The organism is uncultured Williamsia sp. (assembly GCF_947494875.1).
Taxonomy (GTDB): Bacteria; Actinomycetota; Actinomycetes; order Mycobacteriales; family Mycobacteriaceae; genus Williamsia_A.
Genome location: NZ_CANLWM010000006.1, coordinates 230,572 through 252,801, shown reverse-complemented (window position 1 = coordinate 252,801; position 22,230 = coordinate 230,572). Strand labels below are relative to the sequence as shown.

Annotated in this window: 19 protein-coding genes; 5 read left to right on the top strand and 14 right to left on the bottom strand. The window is 68.6% G+C overall.

All coding sequences use genetic code 11. The annotated features are described in order from the left end of the window. Positions 1-22: 22 nt before the first annotated feature. Positions 23-880: a hypothetical protein gene (locus Q1A98_RS15515; protein ID WP_299575167.1), complete on the top strand. Its 858-nt coding sequence runs from the start codon at positions 23-25 to the stop codon at positions 878-880. A gap of 120 nt (positions 881-1,000) precedes the next feature. Here the strand turns inward: Q1A98_RS15515 and Q1A98_RS15510 are convergent, their stop codons facing one another. The 5 genes from Q1A98_RS15510 to Q1A98_RS15490 all read right to left on the bottom strand — a co-directional run bounded on the left by Q1A98_RS15510 (position 1,001) and on the right by Q1A98_RS15490 (position 10,241). Next, the gene (locus Q1A98_RS15510; RefSeq protein ID WP_299575165.1) at positions 1,001-2,785 is read right to left on the bottom strand and encodes a TerD family protein; all 1,785 of its coding nucleotides are present in this window, start codon (positions 2,783-2,785) and stop codon (positions 1,001-1,003) included. An 80-nt stretch (positions 2,786-2,865) separates the two neighbouring features. Further along, complete coding sequence (locus Q1A98_RS15505; protein ID WP_299575163.1) at positions 2,866-3,198, bottom strand: contact-dependent growth inhibition system immunity protein; 333 nt, start codon at positions 3,196-3,198, stop codon at positions 2,866-2,868. A gap of 2 nt (positions 3,199-3,200) precedes the next feature. Next, positions 3,201-9,275 (bottom strand): putative T7SS-secreted protein, encoded by a 6,075-nt coding sequence (locus tag Q1A98_RS15500; RefSeq protein WP_299575162.1) that lies wholly within the window; start codon positions 9,273-9,275, stop codon positions 3,201-3,203. 3 nt (positions 9,276-9,278) lie between these two features. After that, positions 9,279-9,869 carry a hypothetical protein gene (locus tag Q1A98_RS15495; RefSeq protein WP_299575161.1) on the bottom strand — a complete coding sequence of 197 codons (591 nt, stop codon included), beginning with the start codon at positions 9,867-9,869 and terminating at the stop codon, positions 9,279-9,281. A gap of 9 nt (positions 9,870-9,878) precedes the next feature. Then, complete coding sequence (locus tag Q1A98_RS15490; protein WP_299575159.1) at positions 9,879-10,241, bottom strand: SseB family protein; 363 nt, start codon at positions 10,239-10,241, stop codon at positions 9,879-9,881. Positions 10,242-10,340: 99 nt separating this feature from the next. Between Q1A98_RS15490 and Q1A98_RS15485 the strand changes: the two genes are divergently transcribed. Then, positions 10,341-10,652 carry a hypothetical protein gene (locus Q1A98_RS15485; protein ID WP_299575157.1) on the top strand — a complete coding sequence of 104 codons (312 nt, stop codon included), beginning with the start codon at positions 10,341-10,343 and terminating at the stop codon, positions 10,650-10,652. Here Q1A98_RS15485 and Q1A98_RS15480 read toward each other — a convergent pair. Genes Q1A98_RS15480 through Q1A98_RS15450 form a run of 7 tightly spaced genes read right to left on the bottom strand, consistent with a single transcriptional unit; the run spans position 10,642 to position 15,484 of the window. After that, on the bottom strand, positions 10,642-11,361 hold the full coding sequence (locus Q1A98_RS15480; RefSeq protein ID WP_299575155.1) for a hypothetical protein: 720 nt from the start codon (positions 11,359-11,361) through the stop codon (positions 10,642-10,644). The genes Q1A98_RS15485 and Q1A98_RS15480 overlap by 11 nt on opposite strands. Positions 11,362-11,406: 45 nt before the next feature. Then, on the bottom strand, positions 11,407-11,775 hold the full coding sequence (locus Q1A98_RS15475; RefSeq protein ID WP_299575153.1) for a VOC family protein: 369 nt from the start codon (positions 11,773-11,775) through the stop codon (positions 11,407-11,409). A gap of 26 nt (positions 11,776-11,801) precedes the next feature. Next, entirely contained in the window at positions 11,802-13,268 is a 1,467-nt protein-coding gene (locus Q1A98_RS15470) for a signal peptidase I (protein WP_299575151.1), read from the bottom strand. Then, positions 13,265-13,825, bottom strand: a complete 561-nt coding sequence (locus tag Q1A98_RS15465; RefSeq protein ID WP_299575149.1) for a SipW-dependent-type signal peptide-containing protein — start codon at positions 13,823-13,825, stop codon at positions 13,265-13,267. The genes Q1A98_RS15470 and Q1A98_RS15465 overlap by 4 nt, the downstream gene beginning before the upstream one ends. Next, the gene (locus Q1A98_RS15460; protein WP_299575147.1) at positions 13,822-14,382 is read right to left on the bottom strand and encodes a signal peptidase I; all 561 of its coding nucleotides are present in this window, start codon (positions 14,380-14,382) and stop codon (positions 13,822-13,824) included. Before Q1A98_RS15460 ends, Q1A98_RS15465 begins: the two co-directional genes overlap by 4 nt. Continuing rightward, entirely contained in the window at positions 14,379-14,939 is a 561-nt protein-coding gene (locus tag Q1A98_RS15455) for a hypothetical protein (RefSeq protein WP_299575145.1), read from the bottom strand. The genes Q1A98_RS15460 and Q1A98_RS15455 overlap by 4 nt, the downstream gene beginning before the upstream one ends. An 8-nt stretch (positions 14,940-14,947) precedes the next feature. Then, positions 14,948-15,484, bottom strand: coding sequence for an alternate-type signal peptide domain-containing protein (locus Q1A98_RS15450; RefSeq protein ID WP_299575143.1), 537 nt, complete (start codon positions 15,482-15,484; stop codon positions 14,948-14,950). 283 nt (positions 15,485-15,767) lie between these two features. Between Q1A98_RS15450 and Q1A98_RS15445 the strand changes: the two genes are divergently transcribed. After that, complete coding sequence (locus Q1A98_RS15445; protein WP_299575141.1) at positions 15,768-16,346, top strand: hypothetical protein; 579 nt, start codon at positions 15,768-15,770, stop codon at positions 16,344-16,346. Here Q1A98_RS15445 and Q1A98_RS15440 read toward each other — a convergent pair. Continuing rightward, on the bottom strand, positions 16,337-16,909 hold the full coding sequence (locus Q1A98_RS15440) for a GNAT family N-acetyltransferase (RefSeq protein WP_299575139.1): 573 nt from the start codon (positions 16,907-16,909) through the stop codon (positions 16,337-16,339). The two genes, Q1A98_RS15445 and Q1A98_RS15440, sit on opposite strands and share 10 nt — an antisense overlap. A 47-nt stretch (positions 16,910-16,956) precedes the next feature. On the opposite strand from Q1A98_RS15440, the gene Q1A98_RS15435 reads away from it, so the two are divergent. Both Q1A98_RS15435 and Q1A98_RS15430 read left to right on the top strand, forming a co-directional pair. Further along, positions 16,957-20,061, top strand: coding sequence for a DEAD/DEAH box helicase (locus Q1A98_RS15435; protein ID WP_299575137.1), 3,105 nt, complete (start codon positions 16,957-16,959; stop codon positions 20,059-20,061). 36 nt (positions 20,062-20,097) lie between these two features. Further along, the gene (locus Q1A98_RS15430) at positions 20,098-20,802 is read left to right on the top strand and encodes an alpha/beta hydrolase (RefSeq protein ID WP_299575135.1); all 705 of its coding nucleotides are present in this window, start codon (positions 20,098-20,100) and stop codon (positions 20,800-20,802) included. Positions 20,803-20,865: 63 nt separating this feature from the next. Here the strand turns inward: Q1A98_RS15430 and Q1A98_RS15425 are convergent, their stop codons facing one another. After that, positions 20,866-22,071, bottom strand: a complete 1,206-nt coding sequence (locus Q1A98_RS15425; protein ID WP_299575133.1) for an aminotransferase class V-fold PLP-dependent enzyme — start codon at positions 22,069-22,071, stop codon at positions 20,866-20,868. Positions 22,072-22,230 lie beyond the last annotated feature (159 nt).

Here is a 22,230-nt window from a genome sequence, read left to right as displayed (position 1 = left end):
CGAGACCGCGAAAGGAGCACGCATGAGAGAGCCGACAGCAGGCGCGCGCAACGCGCCCAGGAAGCGCGTCCCCATCTCCCGTCGACGGCCGGCACGGCGTCAACCCGAGATCGACCCGTCGCGCCCTCTGCACATCGCGATCGCCGAACCGTGGACCGCGTTCCAGAGAGGGGCTGACGCCACCGACGTGTCCTGGGATCTCCCGGACGGGATCGAGGTCGGGGACGCGGTTGTGACTCTGGTCGATGCTCGAGAGTGGGCCGTCGCACGCGTCTCGGTGTGGACCGAGATGAACGGCGAAGGAGCTCTGCATCACGTCGGCCCCCACCTTCCTGATGGCGCTTCTCTGGAGGCTGTCGAGCGGCGGGTGGCTGTCAGCATTCCGCGACGCACAGGAACACTGGCCTCGAGCGACGCCGCTGCGTTGACCGCGGGGATCCGCGCCGAAGCCGACTCACCGACCCCGTGGCGCGACCTCGACAACGCCTGCGACCGGGCGCACGACGACGACGCAATTCAGAAGGCACGTCTGTGGGGGTGTGGCGGGTGCGGTCGCGACACCAGCCGTCGGTTCGCGCCACGGTTCGAGACCCATGTCGGCGCTCACCGACCGGACGACTGGTCACCGGCGGACTCCGGCGCAGTCGGCGTCTGCCCGTCGTGCCACGACATCCTGCACCAGCCGCTCGGTCCGACGGTGGAGGAACTGATGTTCAGCAACCGTCCGGCCTGCCCCGAATGCGGCGAGCATCAGGCGTTCTCGATTCTCCGCGGTTTCCCGCCCGGGCCGCCGCCCTTCGGGACCTCCCTCCGCGGGTGCGACATCACCGACATGGATGTCACACGCTGGGTGTGCGGCGTCTGCGACACGGAGTGGTGACAGTGCGTGCGACGCGTCAATTTCATAGCGTCGTTCGATCCACCGCGGCTGCTGTTCAGCTTCCCGCGACGATTGGTGGTCCACGCCAACCCGAATCAGTCCGAACTTGCGCTACGTCGCCTACTGATCCACCTCGACTCCATATCCCACCACGAGTTCCGCGAGGCCGTGGTCGTATCCCTGCCCCACCGCCCGAACACGCCAGAGCCCGCTCCGCCGGTAGATCTCGGCGACGATCATCGTGCGTTCGGTCGTCGCAGCGTCCAGCACCGATGATGCGAGAAGTCGTTCTCCCCCATCGACAGTCACACCCAACGCCCCGATGTCACCGAATGATCCAGGCCCGTCCAGCGCAGCAGCGACGGTTACACGGGAGATGCCGTCGTCGATCGCCGCCAGGTCGATGTGAATGGCTTGCTCGCGGTCACCGTCAATGCTCAACTGAGTCGCGCTGGTCGGCCCATACGGTTGGTTGTAGAACACGAAATGAGAATCCGACGGGACCAAGTCGTCCGTGCCGAGCTCGAAGGCGACGACGTCGACATCGGCATCCGACGCGACCGACCACGAGACGTTCACGGTCAGATCGTCGACCTCAGGCGGCAGATCGACCACTCCCCCTGCCGGCACGACCACCGGCTCGTGCTCATCAGATGGCGGCGTCATCGGCGCCGACGGCGGATCACCGGCAGCCGTTCCGAGCAGTGCGTTGACATCTCGCGGCGCGAGCACGGTGAGCCCGCGCTCGCGGATGCGCGGCATGCGGGGATCGCCGTCACCGCCGTCGAGTACCAGAACATCAGTGACCCCCGCCGTCAGGTTCACCGCCGGGAGCGCACCCAACTGGATCAGCCGGGAACGCATGATGGTCGCCTCCACATGGCGACCACCGACGAGCAGTACGCGGCGACGGCTCCATGGGCCGCGCTGTACGCCCGACGCAATCGGATTCGCATGAGCATTGCCCGACGCGCGAACGGGCTGATGCGGCTCGACTTCCACCGGGGCGTCCGCAGGCGTACCCGGGCGCACTCGATCGAGAAGCCGAAACAGTGTCCGCTCGTCGATGATCGGAACACCATGCGCGTCGGCAGCACGTGACTTGGTGGAGTCAGACGGCTCGTTCGTGACCAGCACGCTGGTTCGCGCGCTCACAGAACCCGTGACGTCGAGGCCGGCTGTGGTCAGCGCGTCGACCACTTCGCCGCGAGGCCGCGACAGCGGTCCCGTGATCGCGACACGCATGCCCTGAATCAGTCCCGTCGACTCATGAAAGCGACCTGGATTGCGGAATGGGCAATTCCGCTTGGGCGGACGCGGCGCTCGCGTGGTGCCGCTTCGCGACGGGCTTGCCTTGGCATCCACACCGCAGGAAACGATCGGGAGTGGCAGACCCAACGAGGCCGCCAAACTACGACTCTGGCGGAAAACTCCGGCCAACGCGACGACGTCCTCCCGCGCGTCGTGCGCCCGGCGGTGCGGAATCCTCCAGTAGCGGGTCAGCGTCGAGAGCTTCGCGTTGGGTACGTTCAGCTGCAATCGGCGGGTCAACGCCACCGTGCACAAACGCTGCTGCGTGGGGAGCGCGTCGCCGAGTCGCACGGCCTCTGCAGAAAGAAAGCCGTGATCAAAGGCCGCATTATGGGCAACTAGGATTCGCGATTGAAGCCTGCCATGAATCTCGGCGGCTACTTCGTCATATCGCGGAGCGTCACGCAGCCGCGCCGGAGTAAGGCCATGGACATGCACCGGTCCGGGATCGCAACCGGGGTTCACGAGCGTGCTGTATTCGTCCACGACCGTGTCGCCATCCAGATTGAGAACCGCGATGCTCAGCACACGATCCCGCTGCACACTCAGGCCAGAGGTCTCGACATCAACCAAGGTCCACCGATCGTCGGTCATCAACAACTCACTTCGCGAAACTCGACCGTGTCTCGGAGTGCGCCTCGTGAAAGACGGCACTCATTCTGGTCGGGCCGCCCTCACTCCGCGTCATCGCGGTCCTCTCGCCGGCCGCCCGGCTGCGCGAGCAGCATGTTCTCGGCTCGTGCCCGAACTTGGCGCAGCCAACCAGCGTAATTCTTTTCCGAAGCGCTCGGCATGATCTGGATACCAAGCTTGGCGATATGATCTGACACGCGGTCATCGTCCGAGCCCGATGCCTCAAATAGCCGATCGATCTCACGAATCAGCGCGACTGCGGCCTCAGAGCCCCCGAAGTTGTCTATGAACACATCCAGGGCGCCCCACCTTCCACCATCCATCTCGTAGTCCTGGTGGTAATAGTCCCGCACAAGCGTCTCGAGATAATTCATGGTCACTCCAATACGGGGAAGGCGGTTCTGATGAGGTACGCGAGATTCTCTGGACCGCCGCGATCAAGCACGACACGGATCGCGGAAGCCGCCGACGGACTGGGGACACCACGCTCGAGCACTCTTCCCACGATGTCGCCGACATCGCCGGTGAGGACGAGACGCCGTCGCGCGCCGTTCAACCACGAACCGATGTCCCCGGACCTGTCGCCGAGCAACTTCGCTATCGCCCTCTCCGCGGTAGCGAGATCCGAAAAGGTCGACGCCGCCTGAACTCCGGAGGTCCCGAGGCGGTTGCGCAGATAGTCATCAGACTTTCCCACGTGCTTCTCGATGGTGTGTCCGCCTGCATTCTCGTGTGCTTCCAGCGACCCGCCGGGGAAGTCTTGCTTACAGCCATCGGGCATCAGACCAAACGGATCGGCTGTGGTCGTCGGGTTGGTCGGATACGCATAGGGATTGGGGGCCGGAGCAAGACCGAGAGGATCTGGCGTCAGATATCGGCCCGAGCCCGGGTGGTAGTAGCGGAAGAGGTTGTAGACCAACCCGGATTCGTCGTCGGCGTACTGGCCTGGAAAGCGGATGGGCGTCGATTCGCCGGTCCAGGTGGCCTGTCCCCACAGAGTGGTGGTGGCGCGGCCGGCCATCTCACCTGAGTCGGGATCCAGGAGCCCGACGGGCATACCGATCTGGTCGCTGACGATCGCGAAGAACCGACGGTCGACCTCCGACTGCGTGAGAGGCGCAGCGTCTCCATCTGCCCCGGCGAGGTTGAGGAGACCGCCGGTTTCGCGAGACGCCACTGGGCCGGACACCTGCGCCACCGGGGTGAGACCACCCGGCGCGTACACCCATGAGGTGAGTTCGCCAGTCGATGCGTCGAGTTGCTCGACGAGCTGGGTTCCCGACCAGCGGAACAGAACACGCGACCCGTCGTCGGCGATCTTGGCCGTGCGGCGACCGAGCGGGTCGTACTCGTACTCCCACCGACGGCCAGACGGATCGATCACCCACCTCAGTCGGTCCCACGCATCCCAGCCGTATCGCCACACATCCGGTTTCCGACTGAGCCGCCGCCGGACGACCTGGACGACGCGACCTGCGCCGTCGTAGCCGTAGGTGCTGCGGCCGTCATCGACAAGTCGGCCATTCCGGTACTCCCACCCCGACTCCCCGTCAGGCGAACCAGCCCGGGCAATGTTGTGGTTCGCGTCGTAGGTGAAGGACTCGCGGACCTGGCCGGCCGGGTCGGTGACCGTGTGGACACGCCCCGCGCCGTCGAGACCGAAGCGTGCAGCCGGAGCAAGACTCTCAGTCGCGGGTCCCTCCCTCACGACCTCGAGCAGTGCGCCGTCGGCGCGATAGGTGAAGTCGCTGGCGGCGCGGACATTCTCAGACAAGGCGGACGGGCCGAGTGCCAGGTTGAGCCGCCCGGCGTCGGCGAGGCCGTCGACGACGGCACGACGACGCAGCCGCCCGACGCTGTCCCAGGCGGAGTCGATCGCGACGGTCCCGAACGCGCGGCGGGTCTCACGGCCGACCGCATCCACTGTCAGCTCGATGGAGCGGTCGTCGATGTCGACGCTCGCGAGCGCACCGCGGGGGTCGTACCCGTAGGTGACCGTGGATCCACCCGGCATCGACCGGCGCCCCAAGTCACCGCCGGCGCTCCACGCGGACAACACAGCGGCAGCGTTCCACGACTCCGACACCATTCGTCCGACTGCATCGCGACCGAACTCCACACGACCGAAAGTGTTCTGCGCCGAGACCATCCGGCCGACCCGATCGCGCTCGTAGGTGACCACCTCGTCGCCCGACCGCTCCTCGACGAGTGACCCGGCGGCGTCGTAGCGGTAGTCGATGCGCTGGCCGGCACCGTTCTGCTTCCACGCGAGTCGACCGACCTCGTCGTAGCCGAATGTGGTCTCGGCGCCGGAGAAGTCGACCTCGCGAGCAACACGTCCATCCGGGTGGTACTCGTAGATCCAGCGATCCCCGAGTGCGTTGACGACGCCGGCGAGCCGACGCGCCCGGTCGTACTCGAACGCGGTACGTGTTCCGTCGGGTTCGATACGAGCGACCGGGAGGTCGTAGTAGCCGTACTCCCAGCGGGTCTCGGCACCGACGGCATCGACGTGCGCGACACGGTTGCCCTCGCCGTCGTAGGTCCATCGTTGGATGCCACCATCCGGCGCGGTCTCGGCGACGAGCCGTCCCTCGAGGTCGTAGCTCCGCGTCGTGACGGCGCCATCGGGTGCGGTGATCCGCACGGGGCGACCGAAGGCGTCGTAGTCGACGGCCGTCGCGTGGCCCTGCGCGTCCTCCACGCGAACAGGGAGCCCAGCGGTGTCCGTTAAGACGGTGACGCGTCGCCCATCGGGATCGGTCTGCCCGGTGACGGCACCATTGAGTGACCGCTCGAGCAGGCGGGTCGCACCGCTGGCGTCGGTGTACTCGACGGGGTTCCCCCGGTCGTCGTAACCGACCGTCTCGACCGACCCGTCGGTGCGCGCGATACGCGACGGCCGGCCGGGCTGGGCGTAGGAGGCGACGGTCGTCGATCCTGTCGGTCCGACGACGCGAACGAGGTCACCGTTCTCGTCGTGGTCGAACGTCGTGGTGTTCCCCGCCGGGTCCGTCGTGCTGATCGGGTTGCGCCGGACGTCCCAGCGGGTGACGGTTTCGCGGCCCATCGGGTCGGCGACCCGCTGTGGGCGGCCGTCGACGTCGATGGCGTAGAAGGTGGTCGCGCCAAGCGCGTCGGTCACCGCGGTGACGCTGCCGGTCCCGTCGGGGAGGTCGCGGTAGTCGAAGCGGCTCGCCCAGATGCCGTCGGTGCCGGTCTGGAAGACGACCCGGCCATCGGGGTCGTAGACGTTCTCGTAGGTCTGGCCGATGGAGTCGACCCAGCCGACGATGCGGTGGTCGTCGTAGGTGAATCGCGTGGTGGCGCCGACTGCGGTGGTGCTCGACGTGAGATCGCCGTCGGTGTAGCCGAACTCGCGCAGAGTGGTGGAGGTGACGCCGTCCGCGTCGAGGGTGATCGCGCGGTACCGGACCACGCGGCCGCCGACGGTGTCGATGGCGATCCGGTAGCCGCCGGAGTGCTCGACGCTGACCGGGACACCTTTGTCGCTGTAGCCGAACAGGATCCGGTTGCGGTTGCGGTCGGTGATGGCACTGAGCGTGTATGCACCCGCGGCGACGTCGGCACCGGCCAGCTGGGGCTTCGGGTCGAACCAGTGATGCCGGTCGCCCGTTCCGTCGGTCAGGACGTATCCGCCGACGGGGGTGCGTTGCAGGGTAAACAGCGCACCGCGTTCGGCCACGACGACGTCGTCACCGTCGACAGGCGGGAAGCGCAGGACGACGCCGTCGGGGTCGACGGTGGTCACGCCGTCGGCGTCGACGAGAAGTCGGCTGTCGAGAGTGCTGGTCCACGACAGGCCGAACCACTGCCCGCCACGGAAGTTCGACCGGTGTGTGCGCACCAGTGTCAGCGGCAGGATCCCCGGTAGGTCGACATCTGTTGCGGGGAGAAAGTACTCACCGGTGGCGACATCGACAGGCTCGCCGGCTCTGGGGCACAGTTCTCGGTCGACGGACGCGTTCGGGTTGTCCCGGTCCAGTTGACCGTTCGGGGTCAGCGTCTCCTTCGGGTCGAACACCTGATGATCGTTCTGCCCAACCCCGCGGTCTCCCGACCCGGCCGATGCCTCCTTTGTCGGCGCTCCCGGATCGGTTCGCGCCGGTGCGGTCTCGGTGGTGTCGAGAGGCTTGGTGGCAACTGCCGCAGGCGGGGTGGAGTCCGACCGGCCGTGCCCGGGCGCCGGGTGACCAGTCGGAGGCGCATCGCCCAGTCGGCCGGGCGGCTGTCCGATGGGCTCCGACCCCAGGGGACGCGACGCCATACCGCTGTCGAACGGACGACCGGACATGTCGCCTCGCGGCGCCGCCGTCGTCGTCGACGGGGTTGCCGGGGAGGGCTGGTCGACACGGGGTGAATCGACCCGCGGAGCGTCGCCAACCGGGCGCGTCTCGACGGGTTTGGTGTCCGCGAGATGTGGCGAATGCGCCGGTGCGGTCGGCGTGTGGGCCGCGGCCGGCGTCGTCGACGCAACGGGCGGGGGGTCCGCCTTCTCCGCCGCCGAGGGGTGAGTGGCACCGGGGTCAGCCGGTCTGTCAGGGGCGGGACCACCGTGGTCGACGGGCGCGCGGCCGTCGGGGTTGTCGGGTCGAGCCGAGGGTTCTGGTGTCCGATCGGGCGCCGGGTCGTGATCGCGCAGTTGCGGCGTTTCAGGATCGCGCGGTGTCGACGGGTCGTGGTCCCGCACTTGCGGCGTGTCGCCGTCCCGCGGAGACGACGGGTCGTCGGATCGCGGGGGTGTCGGATCGTCTGCCGGGTGGTTCGCAGTCGTGTCCGGATCACGGCCGGCTGACGGATCCTGTTCGCGGACGGGCTGGTTCGTGTCGTCGCGGCCCTGCTGGCTGTCGCGGTCGGGAGCCGGGGTGTCACCGTTGTCGGGCGGCCTTGGCTGGTCCGGCTCGGGCTTCGGTTGTGTGCCGGGCGTGGTGTCGGACGATGGGTGGTCCCCGTGTCCTGGTTGGGCGTCGGCGTCCGGCTTCGACAGGGGAGGATCGCCCGACGCGGGCGTATCGGAATCGGCTCGATGAGAGACGGGCTGCGTGGTGGGTTCCGGTTTCGCCGGCGCAGCCGCCGTGTCCTGACGGGCGGCGACGGGACCGTCAGACCGCGGCGCACCGGCCGACGGTGTAGCTGCACGGGTGTCGCCGGCGACCGAGTCACCGATCTTGGTCACCGGCGCCTTGACGTCGGACAGGCCCCGGCCCGCTGCAGCGGCCGCATCGCGGGTGCCCGCACTCGCCGCGGACCGAGCGGCGCCGGAAGCCGCGGACGCGGCGTCACGACCGGCGGCACCGGCGACACGACCCGCCCCCGACAGTGCGCCGGCGCCCTTCGGCCCGGGCGCGACGAGAGACATGATGTTGGCGGTCAACGCGCCCGACGCCTGCGCGGGATCCTTGCTCCAACCCGTGCCGACGAAGCCCTTCACGAGCTCTTCGGGATTCGCGGCGGCGTGGACGAGTCCAGCGCCGAGCTGCGTCGAGTTCTTGAGGTATTCGGCGGGGTGCGCCTGGTTGTACGCGTCGAACGGGTTGACCGTGCGGACCATCTTGACCGTGTCGGTGGCGACGCCGGCGAATCCCATGGCGAAGTGGTCCTTGGCGATGTCGAAGGCCTGGCCGTAGTCGCCGATCGAATCGAGCAGCCTGTCGCCGGCGGCAGGCAGCGGCGGCGCCTCACCGGCAGCACCGTGCAGCGCCCCGGCAGCGTCGGAGGCGGCTGCATTGCGTTGTGTCCGAGCTCGTTTCAGGACGTCGTTCGCCTGCTGTTTCAGCGCGGGACCGGGGTCGGGGCCGAACGTCGGCATGGTCGGCTTCACATCGGTGGCGCCCGCGTTGTATGCATCCGCCGCCGCGTTGTAGGCGTCGGTGCGACGGTTGACGTCGGCGAGCCATGCATCGTGTTGTCGCTGGGCCTCTTTCCACAGCCGTACGGCCTCGGCCGCCTGCTGTTGGGCGGACTCCACCGCGCCCGCAAGTGACGTGAGCGCCCCGGACGCTGCGTCGCACGCGTCGGATGCGGTGAACCATTTGGGGAACTCCGCAGACGTCTTCGCGTGGTATCCGTCGGCGGCCTCACCGGTCCAGTCGCCGACTGAGATCCCGCGCAGCCCCGATCCGCCGTCGTTCAGCGAGCCGGCCATGGTGCTCAGCGACGAGGCGCGGTCGCGTAGCGCGCCCGGGTCACCGTGGACGAGTTCCTTCGGATCGTCGGTCTCGTCGAGCGACTTCTCTTCGGGGGTGGCGCCGAGCTGGTCGGCGACAGAATCACCGAAGTCTTCGACTGCATCGGCGGCACCGTCCAGACCGACTGCGCGCAGGCCGTCGCCGACGAGATCGGTTCCCTTGTCGACTGCCTTGCCAAGGAACTTTTCGCCGGAGTCGAGGAGGCCCTCACCTGTGTCGACGACATCGTCGAACCAGCCCACCGGCTACCCGCCGGACAGTGCGTTCGCGGTGCCGACGGCGCTGACGTTGCCGAGGGCCTGCGGGATGTCGCCGGCGGCGGACTTCAGGTTGTTCTCGACGTCGTCCTTCACCGCCGCGAAGGACTCGGCCGACACGTCGGGGTGGGTGAGACGGTCGCGGTTGTAGTCGACCAGTTCGCCGGCGGACATGTCGTCGGTGCCCTTCACGACGATGTTCCCGTCGCCGTCGCGGACGCTCTCCTTCTGCAGGCTCGGGTCGCCGACAAGGTCGTTGGCGAAGTCTCTCAAGGCGTCGGCGTTGTACTTCTCCTGGTTCTCGTACATGCCGGCGCCGAGGTTCAGGTGATGGGCGATGTCGTTGGCGGTCTGCACCAGCGCGCGCATTCCCCACTCCCAGCGTTCGCAGAAGTCGTCCATCGCGGCCTTGGCCTCGGGGCGGCTCATCTGTTCGCCGGAGAGCGCGAGGTCGTTGAAACCGCGACCGGTCTGTCCCGCGTACGCACCGATCACGGGTGTGCCCGACAGTCCGTCGATGACCCCGTTGATGCCCTTCGCGGCCTGGTGCAGCACCTCGGGCTGTACGTTCACGCCCATCGCGACCCCCTAGTTGCTCGGGCCGGGCGTCAGCGCGTCCGGCGGGAACACCATCGTGTCGGCCTGGTGCGCGTCGACGACGAGCCCCGTCGGCACCGGCCCCTCGGTGGTGACTGTATCGATGAACGGTCCGCCGGTCACCTCGTACACGTTTACGGATGCGAGATCGCGACCAGCCGCTCGGGCGAAGTCCTGGGCGCGCTCCCAGGTGGTGAATGCGACGTTCCACGGCATGTCGTCGACGACGAGCGTGAAGAACTGGTCGTCGACGTCGAGCGGTACGTACAGCGCCTGTTCGCGCAGCGCCGTCAGCAGCGAGACGGGGTCGCCGTACCCGGCGAGGAACGCCGCTCGCTCCTGCGTGAAATCCACCGTCACCCCCGGTCGTGTCCGGAACAGGGTGTCAGATGTGGCGTCGCCTGAGTAGTTCCGCGCTGGTCGCCGTGCTCCGGAGCCGATGGACTGTCGACCATGACGAACGACGATCTGACACCTCGGCAGAAGCTGGGACTGACGTGCGCACTCGCCGCGGTTCTCTGCGCGCTGCTCGCGGCTATCCCCATCCTGGAGCTGCTCTCCAGCACCGAGTTCGCGAGCGACTTCGAGAGCGGCACCCACACCGCCGACTACAGCGGCGTGGCGATCGCGAAAGGCCTCGCGGTCGCCACCGTTGTGTTCGCCGCGGTCGGCGTGGCGATCGGCAACGCGACGGCTCGGGTGATCGGTGGGCTGATTCTCGTCGTGCCGACTCTGGTGCTGATGCAGGCGATGGTCAGCCGCTGATCTTCTTCGCCGCGGCGGTGACGACCTGTCGGAAGACGGCCTCGTCGGGCTGAGCGGTGAGGTTGTTGACGCTGACGAGGACGGCGCCGTCGGGGATGGGCAGAAGGGCCACGAGCTGCTCGCTGGTCCGCTCCGGCGCTCCCGGGACCTGCGCGGTGGTCTCGAGGCGGGCGGCCAGCGCCCCGCTGACGCCCGGGGTGTCGACGGTCAGCTGCGTCGCCTTCTGCGTCGCGGTGACGGAGTTCGCGCCGACCGTCGTGGTGATCTGGTGGGTCGCGCAGTCACCGAGGTTGTACCGGCGGAAGTCCTCGACCGATCCGTTGGCGCCGGCCGACTTGGTGCTGACCGCCGTCACGATCGCGGCCCCGGTCGCGGTGTTCGCGAAGATGGCCTTCGGGGTCGAGAGGGCCTGCTGCGCATCGAAACCCGACAGGTCGGGCTGGCACGACGTCGGGGTCACCTTGGCACCCTTCGTCGCGGCGGTGATGGAGCCGACCGCGTCGGCGGCGCCCGGCGGCAGTTGTTGCTGCTGGTAGCCGCTCGGGATGTCGGACTGCTGGAGGAGGTAGGCGGACAACGGCTTCGACGACGTCTGCGACGAGGTGGCAGCGGCACCGCCCTGCGCCGTCGACGTCGTGGTCCCGGAACTGCACGCCGCCGCAGTCAGTACCGACAGCGCGACGGTCCCGGTCAGCGCGATCCTTCTCACGACGTCCTCCGCTCGTTCGTGTGGCGTACGGATACTAGACGACCGTCAGGGGGCACTCTGGACCAGTTGCACGACGTTGCCCTCGGGATCGATGACGTCAAGATGTGCGGTCCCACGGAACATCCACGGGCGGTCGGCGGAGTCGATCCGGCCACCGGATTCGGCCACCGCTTTTGCGGCGTCGTCGATGCTGTCGACCTCGACGACCAGCTTGATCGCGGTGGCCAAACGACGGGGCGACGGGCTGATCTCGACCCGCGCGTCAGCCGTCTCGACGAGGGTGACCAGACCCGCCCGAGACCGCATCCCGCAGTACCGATTGCCCTCGTCGACGACCTGCCAGCCGAAGCAGACCTCGTAGAAGCGGCGCATGCGCACCAGGTCGCCGACATAGAGGACCGCGACGGTGTTCACGATCCGGAACGGTAGACCCGTTGCCGTCAGCCCACGACGTCGGTCGTCGTGGTCGCGCTGGACGTGTCCGATGCGGCGGCAGACACGGCCGTCCACTGGCCGCCGGAGCGGACGAGATCCGTGGTGGTGCCGTCGGATGCGATGACACGCAGGGTCGACGGGCCGATCCACGTCGCCGACGTCCCACTCCCCCGGTACTCCTCCACGCCGGCGGCGGTGCGGATGACGACGACGCCGTCGGACACCAGCGCGACATAGGAGCCGTCCGGTGACGGCACTCCCGCCGGGATCGCCGGTGGCGTGGTCGTCGTGGTCGCCGGCGGAGTCGAGGACGGGGAGGTCGTCGTGGTCGGGGCGGTCGTCATCGAGCTCGGCGGCACACTACTCGTCGTCGAGGTGGACGGGGTCGTCGAGGCGGACGACGTGGGCGCGGTCTGGCGAGCTGCGGGGGGCGCGGCCGCAGCGGACGACGTACCCGTCGACGCCCCGCAGGAGACGCTGCCGAGCACCACGCCGAGTGCGATCGTGAGCCGACCGCTCGAGGTGAAGTTGCCGACCTTGCTGCGCAGTTCGACGTCGTAGGTACCGAGGACCGACAGCCCGAGGATGGTGGTGACGTAGCTGCTGGTGACGTTCAGCGTCGTCGGGTCGGTGGTGGACGCGGGCACGGTGACCGTCCGCGACGTCCCCAACAACCTGGGCGTAAAGACGAGTTGATAGTCGTAGCCCTGGCTTGCGACGGGGTTCGGCCACGACAACCGCGCGGACGTGACCAAGGTGCCCACGGTGGTGCAGCTCAACGACGCCGGCGCGGTGGGCCGGATCGCCGAGACGCTGCCCGTTGCGGTCGCGGTGTCGGTCAGCGCCGCGAATGTGCCGCTGGTGCGGGCGTATCCGGTCAGCGCAGACGCGACGACGACGGCCACGGCGATCACCTGGACGGCGATCGAGCGGCGATCGGCTGTACGGCTGACCTTCGCATGGCGGCCGTGTCGACGGGCGTGCCACAGCCGATCGGGACGGAACGCCACCCACAGCAGACCGAGCACAGCCATCGTCGCGAGGGCCCACACCCACGGCGTCGCGAACCAGGTGAGGACGTATCCGGCCTTCGGGATGTGGAATGCCACCCTGTCGACCGAGGTGACGGTGTAGGGCTCGGCGTCGGCGACGGGATTGGCGTCGCCACGCAGGGTCATGGTCGTCGAATTGCCTACGCGCGCATCGATCGTCGTGACGCGGTGGGTGACGCGGGTCCCGTCGGGTCGGGTGACGCTCACGATGTCGCCGACGCGGACGTCTGTCGCCGCAACCGATCGCGCGACGGCGATGTCACCGGTGGCGATGGTGGGGGTCATCGAGCCCGAGCGCACCACGAGCGGCGACAGCCCGAACGCGACACTGACGATCGCGACGACGACACACAGCACCCCGGCGAGCGCCCCGACCGTCAGCGCCGTCTCGACCACAATTTTCCTACTGCGCGCGCTCATGTGCCGGCGCTCCCTGTGAACGTCAGCGCAACGGATCCCGCGGTACCCGCCAGTGACGCGTCGGCGGCCAACGGAAGACCCACCTGCACGCAGAGGTTCTCAGCACCGTTCGTGGCGGCCAGAGGACCACGATTGGTCGCGAAGGTCGTCGCGGTGGCGGTGATCGCCGTGCCGGAGGTCAGCAATGTACCCGAACCGCAGACGCCGTTGGCTGCGGTGGCGCCGGCGACCACGGTGAGGGTCATCGCGCGGCCGAGTGAGTCAGGGCTCGACACCGCGGCCGAATAGGTCAGGGGCGCGGTGCCCGTGTTGGTGACGGCGACAACCTTAGCGGCCGACTGTCCGGGCAGCAGACCACTGGGGGTGAACGTGAAGGTCGATGCCTTCGCCCCGTCCGCGAGAAGGTTGATCGTCGCCGTGGTGAAGACTCCCGACCGTGTCGAGACTGTTGACGACCACAGCGCCAATGTGCCGACAACGCTGATACCGACGACCATCCCGATCGACAGCAGCGCCCTGGTGCGCCGACTGATGGCTGCGGCGAGAACACGATTCACCGCGCTGCCCTCGCCGCCCGTCGATCGCGGGCCGACCCGACGAACTGCGCGGCGGCGTAGACGATCAGGACCCCGGCGATCGCGTAGACGACCACCATCCGCGTCGACCCGGTGATCCAGTTGTTGACGTAGCCGAGATACGGGATGGAGTACCAGAGTTTCCCCCGCACCTGACCCGCCTGGACCGGTCGCTCGTCAGGGGTGGGCACAGCGTCGCCCTGTGTGGTGAGCAATCGGTTGCCGCGCTGGTCGAAGGTGAAGCCGACGACGCGGTGGGTGATGACATCCGGCTCGCCGGAACGGATCTGGTAGGTGACCACGTCACCGATCTGGAGCGTCGCCGGGTCGACCTTCTTGACGACGATCAGCGTGCCGGGCGGGTACTTGTCCTTCATCGACGAGGTGAGAACCGTGTAGGGCTGCGCGCCGGCGATCTTCGGCACGACAATCGTCGCGAGGAGGACGGCGACCGCGGCAAGCAGAAGCACCCACGTCACGATCTGCCAGATCCACCACAGCGGACCGGTGCGTGTCCGCTCCGTGGCTTCGGTGGTCATGATCGTGTCTGCTCCGTGGCGAAGGTGAAAAGGTGGGAGTAGGTCGACGAGCCTGCACCCGAGACCGATTGCAGGACAGTGCGGATGCACCAGGTCTCGGAGGCCCCTCTGGCCAGTGATCGCCAGGTGCCCGCGATCGCGGTGGTGGACGCCGAGCTCGTCGTCGTCGGGAATGCCGTGGTACCGGTGAGAGGACCCGTCGAGCAGGTCCCCCCGACAGCTCCGGACAGCACGACCGTCACCCCCGGCCCCGAGGACACCTCGGGGCCGGCGGCGGTCAGCCGATACCGCAGCGGCGTGGTGCCGCCGTTGCTGATCACCAGCGGCGCTTGCGCCTGCGCACCGGGCAGGATCGCCGAACCCGTGAGACCCGGGAACTGATAGGTCGATCCCGCTCCGCCGCCCGCGACGAGCCGCAGCTGGCCGGTGGTGGCGGTGGTCGCACCGGTCGCGGCGCTACCCGACCACAGCGCTCCCGTGGATTGCACCGCCGCGAGCGACAGCCCGACCACCACGACCACGATCCCGACGAGCAGCAGCCGGGCTCTGCCCGACATGTCCATCGTCAGGGACGGACCTGGTTCAGGCTGACGGACATGTTCGAGACGTTGACCGCCGAGTTCTGGCTCGTCTGACCGGTCACGTCGGCGAAGGCCACGGTCACCTTCACCTCCACGGTGCGCGCGGCGCCGGGGGCGATGTCGACGGCGGTGCCGCCGGTGGCCGCGTTGCCCGCGACGGTGGCCGTCGGGGTGATGGTGACGCCGGTCGGGAGGGTGCCGGCGGTTCCGGGGTTCACGGTGACCTGCGCCTTCATGTTCTTGCCGGTCGCGAGCGCGGTGTAACTGGCCGTGTACTCCCAGGTGTCCTGCGGGACGAGGAAGTCGGTGGCGGGGTTCACCGTCGTGCCGCCGATGATCCCGTTCGCCGAGACGTCCTTCCACGAGGGCGTCCCCACCGCGGTGAGCTTCAGCTGACCGGTGGTGAGGTTGCCCGGCGTGCTGCTGGCGTTGTCACTCCACAGTGCGAACGAGCCCGCCCCTCCGAGCAGGACGACGACGGCGGCTCCGGCGGCCAGCGCGCCTTTGGTGTTGCGATTCATGGTGGTCCTCGGTGAGAAGGCAGCCGTGGGTGGCCGCGGTCGGGAAGAGACGAGCTCATCGCGAGGTGTCGCCCGACCACTGGGAGGTGCCCGAATCTCCACGGTGACCCTTTGCTATCGCGCATTGGGTCGTGACTTTGATGAATCTCGGTGGGATTGTCGCAAACGGGAGGGTCGGGCGTTACACGAATTTCGCATGCCAAATCGCGGTCGCACAGGGCTCGGAGCCCGTCCGCCTTCGAGAGGGGTGGAACCAGATGGCCCCGACGCACATCTAACGGTCATGAGGGTTGACGAGAGGCATGACGTGGTCGCGGAGATCGGGGCCGACGGGATCCAGCTGACGCTCGACGAGACGGGGCTCGAGGGGTGCCTCGTGATCGGTGTGCGCCGGACGGTCATCGCTGCGGAGCGGTTCGGCCTGCTCCCCGATCTGGGTCCACTGGAACTGCGGCCGGCCGACGACGTCGGTCAGCGCGGCGGTGCGGAGTTCCTGGCGCCGGTGTGGCGCGGCGACGCGGTGTGGTTGGACTTCACGTCGACGGTGCGGGCGTCGCTGCCGGTGCGGGTGTCCCGCGACGGCGGGCCGGAGACGCTGTGTCTCGCCCCGCACGACCCGTGGATCGACCGGTGCCGGCGGCTCGACGGGTCAAGGGCGCAACTGACCGCGCCGGCCGAGGGTGCGTCGCGGATCGACATCCGGGTGGGAGGGTCCGACGTGTCCGGGGGCGAGCTGCTGTCGGTGCATCTCGTGGACGCGATGTTGCTGGCGCAGGCGGGGCTCGAGTTGCCGACGCATGATCCGCTCGAGCCCATCGACTACGCCGAGCACAACGTGCCGTGGCCGTTCGATCAGAGGTAGCGGCGCATGATCAGCCGCGGCATCTTCGACGCCACGGCGTCGGTCTGACCGACCACCTCGAAACCGACCGCCTCGAACATCTTCCGTGTCCCGACGAACGCCATCGTGAGATCCATCCGACAGGGTGGGTCGACGGGGTAGGCCTCGACGGCCGGTGCGCCGTTGGCGGCGGCGTAGTCGACGGCACCTTGGATCACCTGACCGGCGACGCCCTGCTTGCGGTGCCCGGCGCGCACGACGACGCAGATGATGCTCCACACCGGCAGGCCGTCGAGGGGTCGGATGAGCTTGCTGCGCTCCAGGCGCGGGGTGTCGGCGCGGGGGTTGATGCTGCACCAGCCGACGGGTGTCCCGTCGCGGTAGGCGACGACGCCGGGCGGGTGCTCGCGCTCGCACAGGGCGCGGGCGGCCTGTTCGCGCGAACCCTTCCCCAGTTCCTCGATCTGCTTTGCCTGCAGTCGGTGCGAGAGGCACCAGCAGTGCGTCGTCCGACGGTTCGGGTTGATGACGTCGGCGAAGTCGTCGAACCGGTCGGGTGTGACCGGATGGGTCTCCCAGGTCATGGGGTCAGCATCACGCAGTCGCTGCGACGTGGCAACCGGGTGGGGACATGGGCCGATCTGTGGACAACGGCGCGTCGGGAGGGGTGGTGATGGCGCCGCTGTCGGTGTCCGACACCACCGTGGCGGGCATGTTCCCCGAGATCAGTGAGCCTGCCGCACAGCAGGACTGGCGTGCACGATTGACCCACGCAACCGACGCACCCACCCACCGAGCCTTGACGATCGTCGTCGAACCCGTCCGCGACACGACGGGTCTGTGCGACCTGTCGCTGCGCATCACCGTCCCGAGCGAGTTCGGCCTGCACGGTCGGCGCGAGATCGACTGGGATGAGATCTGGGCGATCGGCGGACGCCACGACCTGTGGTCGGTAGACGTACCGCCGATCGACCCTGACCACCTCTCGGCGGTGCGCGCGCTCGCCGCGGTCATGTCGTGCGGACGGCCCCGCCACCGGTCGTCGACGACGTGTCTGAACGAGGCGGCGGCGCCCGTGTGGGAGTTCCTGCGACGGGCGGTCGATGCCGGGGTCACTCTCGAGCCGGCGCCATCGCTGGCCGTCCACGCAGTCGAGGTGGTCGAGCCGATCGAACCCGGACTGCAGCTGATGGCCGACCCGAATGGAGGGATCACCGTCGCGCCGGCAGTGACGCTGCGGGTGCCGCACCGCGGGACGTCGTCGGCGATGACGTTCGGTGCGCCACCGCACGGAGTCGCCGTCATCGGCGTGACGACCCTCTACCTCGCCGGCTTCGCGTCGGCCGATCCCCTCGTACTCGACCTCATCTCGGGCCCACCCCTACGCGTGCCGCGTCGGGACCTCGACGAGTTCACGTCGTCGTTCCTTCCCGCGATCCACGCGCGTGTGCACGTCCGGATGGACGACGAAGTGCTCGAGGGGCAGGTCATCGAACCGCCCACGCCTGCGCTGGTCGTACACCTCGCGGCCGACGGTGCCGCCCGCATCGAGTGGACGGTCCGCTACCAGATCGACGACACCTGGCGGGAATTCGATCCCAGGTACGAGATCGACGCGGACCCGCTGCGCGACATCGCGGCGGAACTGACGATGTGGGACAGGATCCGCGACGCGCTCGAGCGGACCGTCTCGGTTGCTACGCGGTGGCGAGAGCAGGCGGTCCGGCACGAGGCGCACGACATCCGGGCAGCAGGACTCTGGATGGAACGGCTCGACCCGCTGCCCCGGTCCATCGCGCAGGCACCGACATCCGTGCTGTCACGCGTTTACACGCTGGCGCCGGTGGAGGCGGCCGTGCTGATCGGCGAGGTCATCCCCGAGCTCCGGGCCCGCGGCGACATCGTCGTCGAGGTGCACGGCGACGTCGATCGGTTTCGACCGGCGCGAGTTCCGGCCACCGTGACGTTCGGCCTCGGTGACGACGACACACGCACCGACTGGCTGGACCTGACCGTCGACGTGGAGATCGACGGCGAGCAGGTGTCGCTGGCCGAGGTGATGTCGGAACTGGCGAGTGGGGCGTCGCACATGCTGCTGCCGTCCGGGACGTACTTTCGCCTCGACACCCCCGAGCTGCGGCGACTGTCCGACCTGTTGGCCGAGGCGCGGGCACTCGGGGAGATCGACGGGGGTCGGGTCCGCCGGGACTCGATGAATGCCACCCTCTGGGACGAGGTGCTGGGACTCGGGACCGTGGAATCACAGCTGTCCGCGTGGCGCGAGCGCACAGCGCGCCTGGCATCGGCCGCACCGCCCGCGGCGGTGGATGTGCCGCCGACGGTCCGCGCCGACCTCCGGGAGTATCAGCGGCACGGGCTCGACTGGCTGACCTTCCTGTGGGAGAACGGGATCGGCGGGATCCTCGCCGACGACATGGGTCTGGGCAAGACCCTGCAGACGCTCGCGTTCATGGCGCACGTCGACAGCCGCGCCCCCTTCCTGGTCGTCGCGCCCACCAGCGTCGTCGGGAACTGGCTGTCGGAGACGGAACGTTTCGTGCCTCATCTCGCCGCGGTCGGACTCATGGAGACGGAGAAGAAGTCCGGGCGTCGTGTCGTCGACGTCGTGTCCGGGGCGCGGATCGTCGTGACGTCGTATGCCCTGTTCCGGTTGCAGTTCGACCAGTTGTCGCAGATCGGCTGGGCCGGTGCCGTGTTCGACGAGGCGCAGTTCGTGAAGAACCCCGCGAGCAAGACCCACCTGCTCGCGCGCCGGCTGCAGGCGCCGTTCACCCTGGCGATCACCGGTACCCCGATGGAGAACAACCTCTCGGAGCTGTGGGCATTGCTGTCGCTGACGGTTCCCGGCCTGTTCCCGTCGTCGGACATCTTCACGCAGTACTTCCGGCGGCCCATCGAGACTTTTGGTGACTCGGCGAGGTTGTCGTTGCTGCAGCGGCGGATCAGGCCGGTCGTCTTGCGCCGCAGCAAGACCGAGGTGGCAACCGATCTGCCACCGAAGCAGGAGCAGACCGTGGCGCTCGCGCTAGACCCTGAGCACGAGCGCATCTACCGCGCCCGCCTCAACCGGGAACGTCAACGCCTGCTCGGTCTGCTCGACGACTTCGGGCGCAATCGGATCGCGATCCTCAGTTCACTCACCATGCTCCGCCAACTGAGTCTGCACGCCGGTCTCGTCGACGACGAGCACGCCGAGGTGACGTCGGCGAAGGTGGACCACCTGGCCCGGGTGGTGCCCGAGCTCCTGGCCGAAGGGCACAGCGCGCTGGTGTTCAGCCAGTTCACCGGCTTCCTCCGGATCATCCGGGATCGATTGCACGCCGGCGGTGTGCGCACCTGCTACATCGACGGGTCGATGTCGGCCCATGCCCGGGCGTCGGAGGTGGAGCAGTTCCGCGCGGGTGGGCCGTCGGTGTTCCTGATCAGCCTGAAGGCGGGCGGCTTCGGGATGAACCTCACCGAGGCCGACTACTGCTTCGTCTGCGACCCGTGGTGGAACCCGGCCGCGGAGGCCCAGGCGGTCGACCGCGCGCACCGGATCGGGCAGACCAAGCCGGTGACGGTGTTCCGCCTGGTCTCCGCGGACACCGTCGAGGAGAAGGTCGTCGCGTTGCAGGAGCGCAAGCGGGCCCTGTTCGACGCGGTCATCGGTGACGGTGACGTGTTCGGGTCGGCCATCACAGGCGACGACATCGCGCAGATGCTCGGTGGGTGATGTCTCACCGGCGGGTGATGCGAGCACACTGGTGTCATGGCCCAGGACACCATTCGCTACGGCTCCCATCCCGATCAGTACATCGACATCACGCGTCCAGACGGAGAGTCGCGATGGTCGGCGGTGCTCGTCCACGGCGGGTACTGGCGGTCGAAGTACACGGCCGAGCTGATGGAACCGATGGCCGACGCCCTGGCCGCATCAGGGGTGACGGCGTGGAACGTCGAGTACCGCCGTCCCGACCAGCACGGCTGGGCAGCAACGACATCGGACCTGGCGGACGCACTGGCCGCGGTCGGGTCGGAGACGCCGGTCGTGGTGATCGGGCACTCGGCCGGTGGGCAGTTGGCGCTGCGGGTCGCGGCCGACGCGTCGTCTCCGCCGGCTCTGGCGGTGTCCCTCGCCGGTGTCATCGACCTCGAGAAGGCCCACCAGCTCGGGCTCGGTGACGGGGCGGTCGAGAACGCGCTCGGGCATCCGTGGTCGGCGGACGACGCCGACGACGTCGCGTCCTCGCCGCGGCACCGCCTGCCGTTGCGGGTGCCGCAGGTGATCGCCTGCGGGCACGACGACGACCCGCACCTGCTCGCGATCAGTCGGGACTATGCGCGCACGGCCATCGAGGCCGGGGACGACATCGACGAGGTCTCCGCACCCGGCGACCACTTCGACATCATCGCCCCACAGCATCGCCTGTGGGCGCAAGTGTTGGCGGCCGTCGAGCACCGCGTCGCGTCGTAGTTTCTGCCCGCTCGGCGCGCAGTTTCTGCCCGCTCGGCGGGAGGTTTCGGTCCGGTCGGCGAGTCAGCCGAGTGCGAGGGCGAGGGCTTCGATGCCGCGTTCGACCTCGTCGAAGCTGGTGGTCAGGGGGCTGAAGCCCAGACGCACTCCGTCGGGCGTCCGGAAGTCGGGGATGACGCCCTGGCGCCACAGCCGCGTGACGGCCTGCCGGGAGTTCGGGTGGTCGACGGTGATGTGTCCGCCGCGGCGATCCGGGTCGCGAGGTGAGGCCAGTGTGGCGCCGAGGGGTCGGAGGACGCTCTCGGACAACGTGATCGCGAGCTCGGTCAGCGCCACCGACTTCGTGCGGATGGCGTCGATCCCCGCCCGCTCGATCAGGTCGAGCATGTCGGCGATCGGCAGCATCCCGAGGATCGGCGGAGTGCCGCTGAGCAGGCGTCGGACACCCGGCCCGGGGACGTATCCCTGACCCATCTCGAACGGGTCCGCCGCGCCGAGCCAGCCCCAGATCGGTTGTGCGACATCGTCGACGAGACCCTGCCGGACGTACGCGAACGCGGGCGCACCTGGCCCACCGTTCAGGTACTTGTAGCTGCAGCCGGCGGCGAAGTCGACACCCCAGGCGTCGAGCTGCATCGGCACCGACCCGACCGAGTGCGACACGTCGAGCAACAGCAGCGCACCGCGATCGTGGATGAGCTGCGTGACTCCGGGCGCGTCGAGCAGGTACCCCGAGCGGTAGGCGACGTGGCTGACGAGGACGAGGGCGGTGCGATCGGAGACCGCCTCGTCGAGGAGGTCGACGGTGACGCCGCCGTCATGGTCGGTGTCGATCCACCGGATGGTCGTGCCGGTCTCGGCGGCAATGCCCTCCACCAGGTAGCGGTCGGTCGGGAAGTTGTCGCGGTCGATGACGATCTCGCTGCGGTTCGGCCGCATCGCGAGCGCAGCGCGGGCGAGCTTGTAGATCAGGACGCTCGTCGAGTCGGCGACCACCGTCTGCCCGGGCGCCGCGCCGAGAACCGCCGCGCCGAGGCGGTCACCGAGGCCCGTCGGCAGGTCCAGCCACCGCTCGTCCCAACCGCGGATCAATCGACCGCCCCACTCGTGCTCGATGAACTCGCGCATGTGGTCGGCTGTCACCTTGAGCGGCCGGCCGAGGGAGTTGCCGTCGAGGTAGGCCAGAACGCCGTCGCCGTCGACGAACTGCGCGCGAAACTCGGCGAGAGCGTCGGCGGCGTCGAGGTCGTCGGCGGTGGGGCGCGTCATGGCGGTCAGTGTCGCACCAGTAGGTCACGCGTGGCGGAAAGACCGGCTCGCTCGGCGAGGGGTTTCCGCCCGCTCGACGGGATCTTCCGCACGATCGGCGGAATCTACCGCACGGTCGGCGAGATCTACCGCACGATCGGCGAGATCTACCGCACGCTC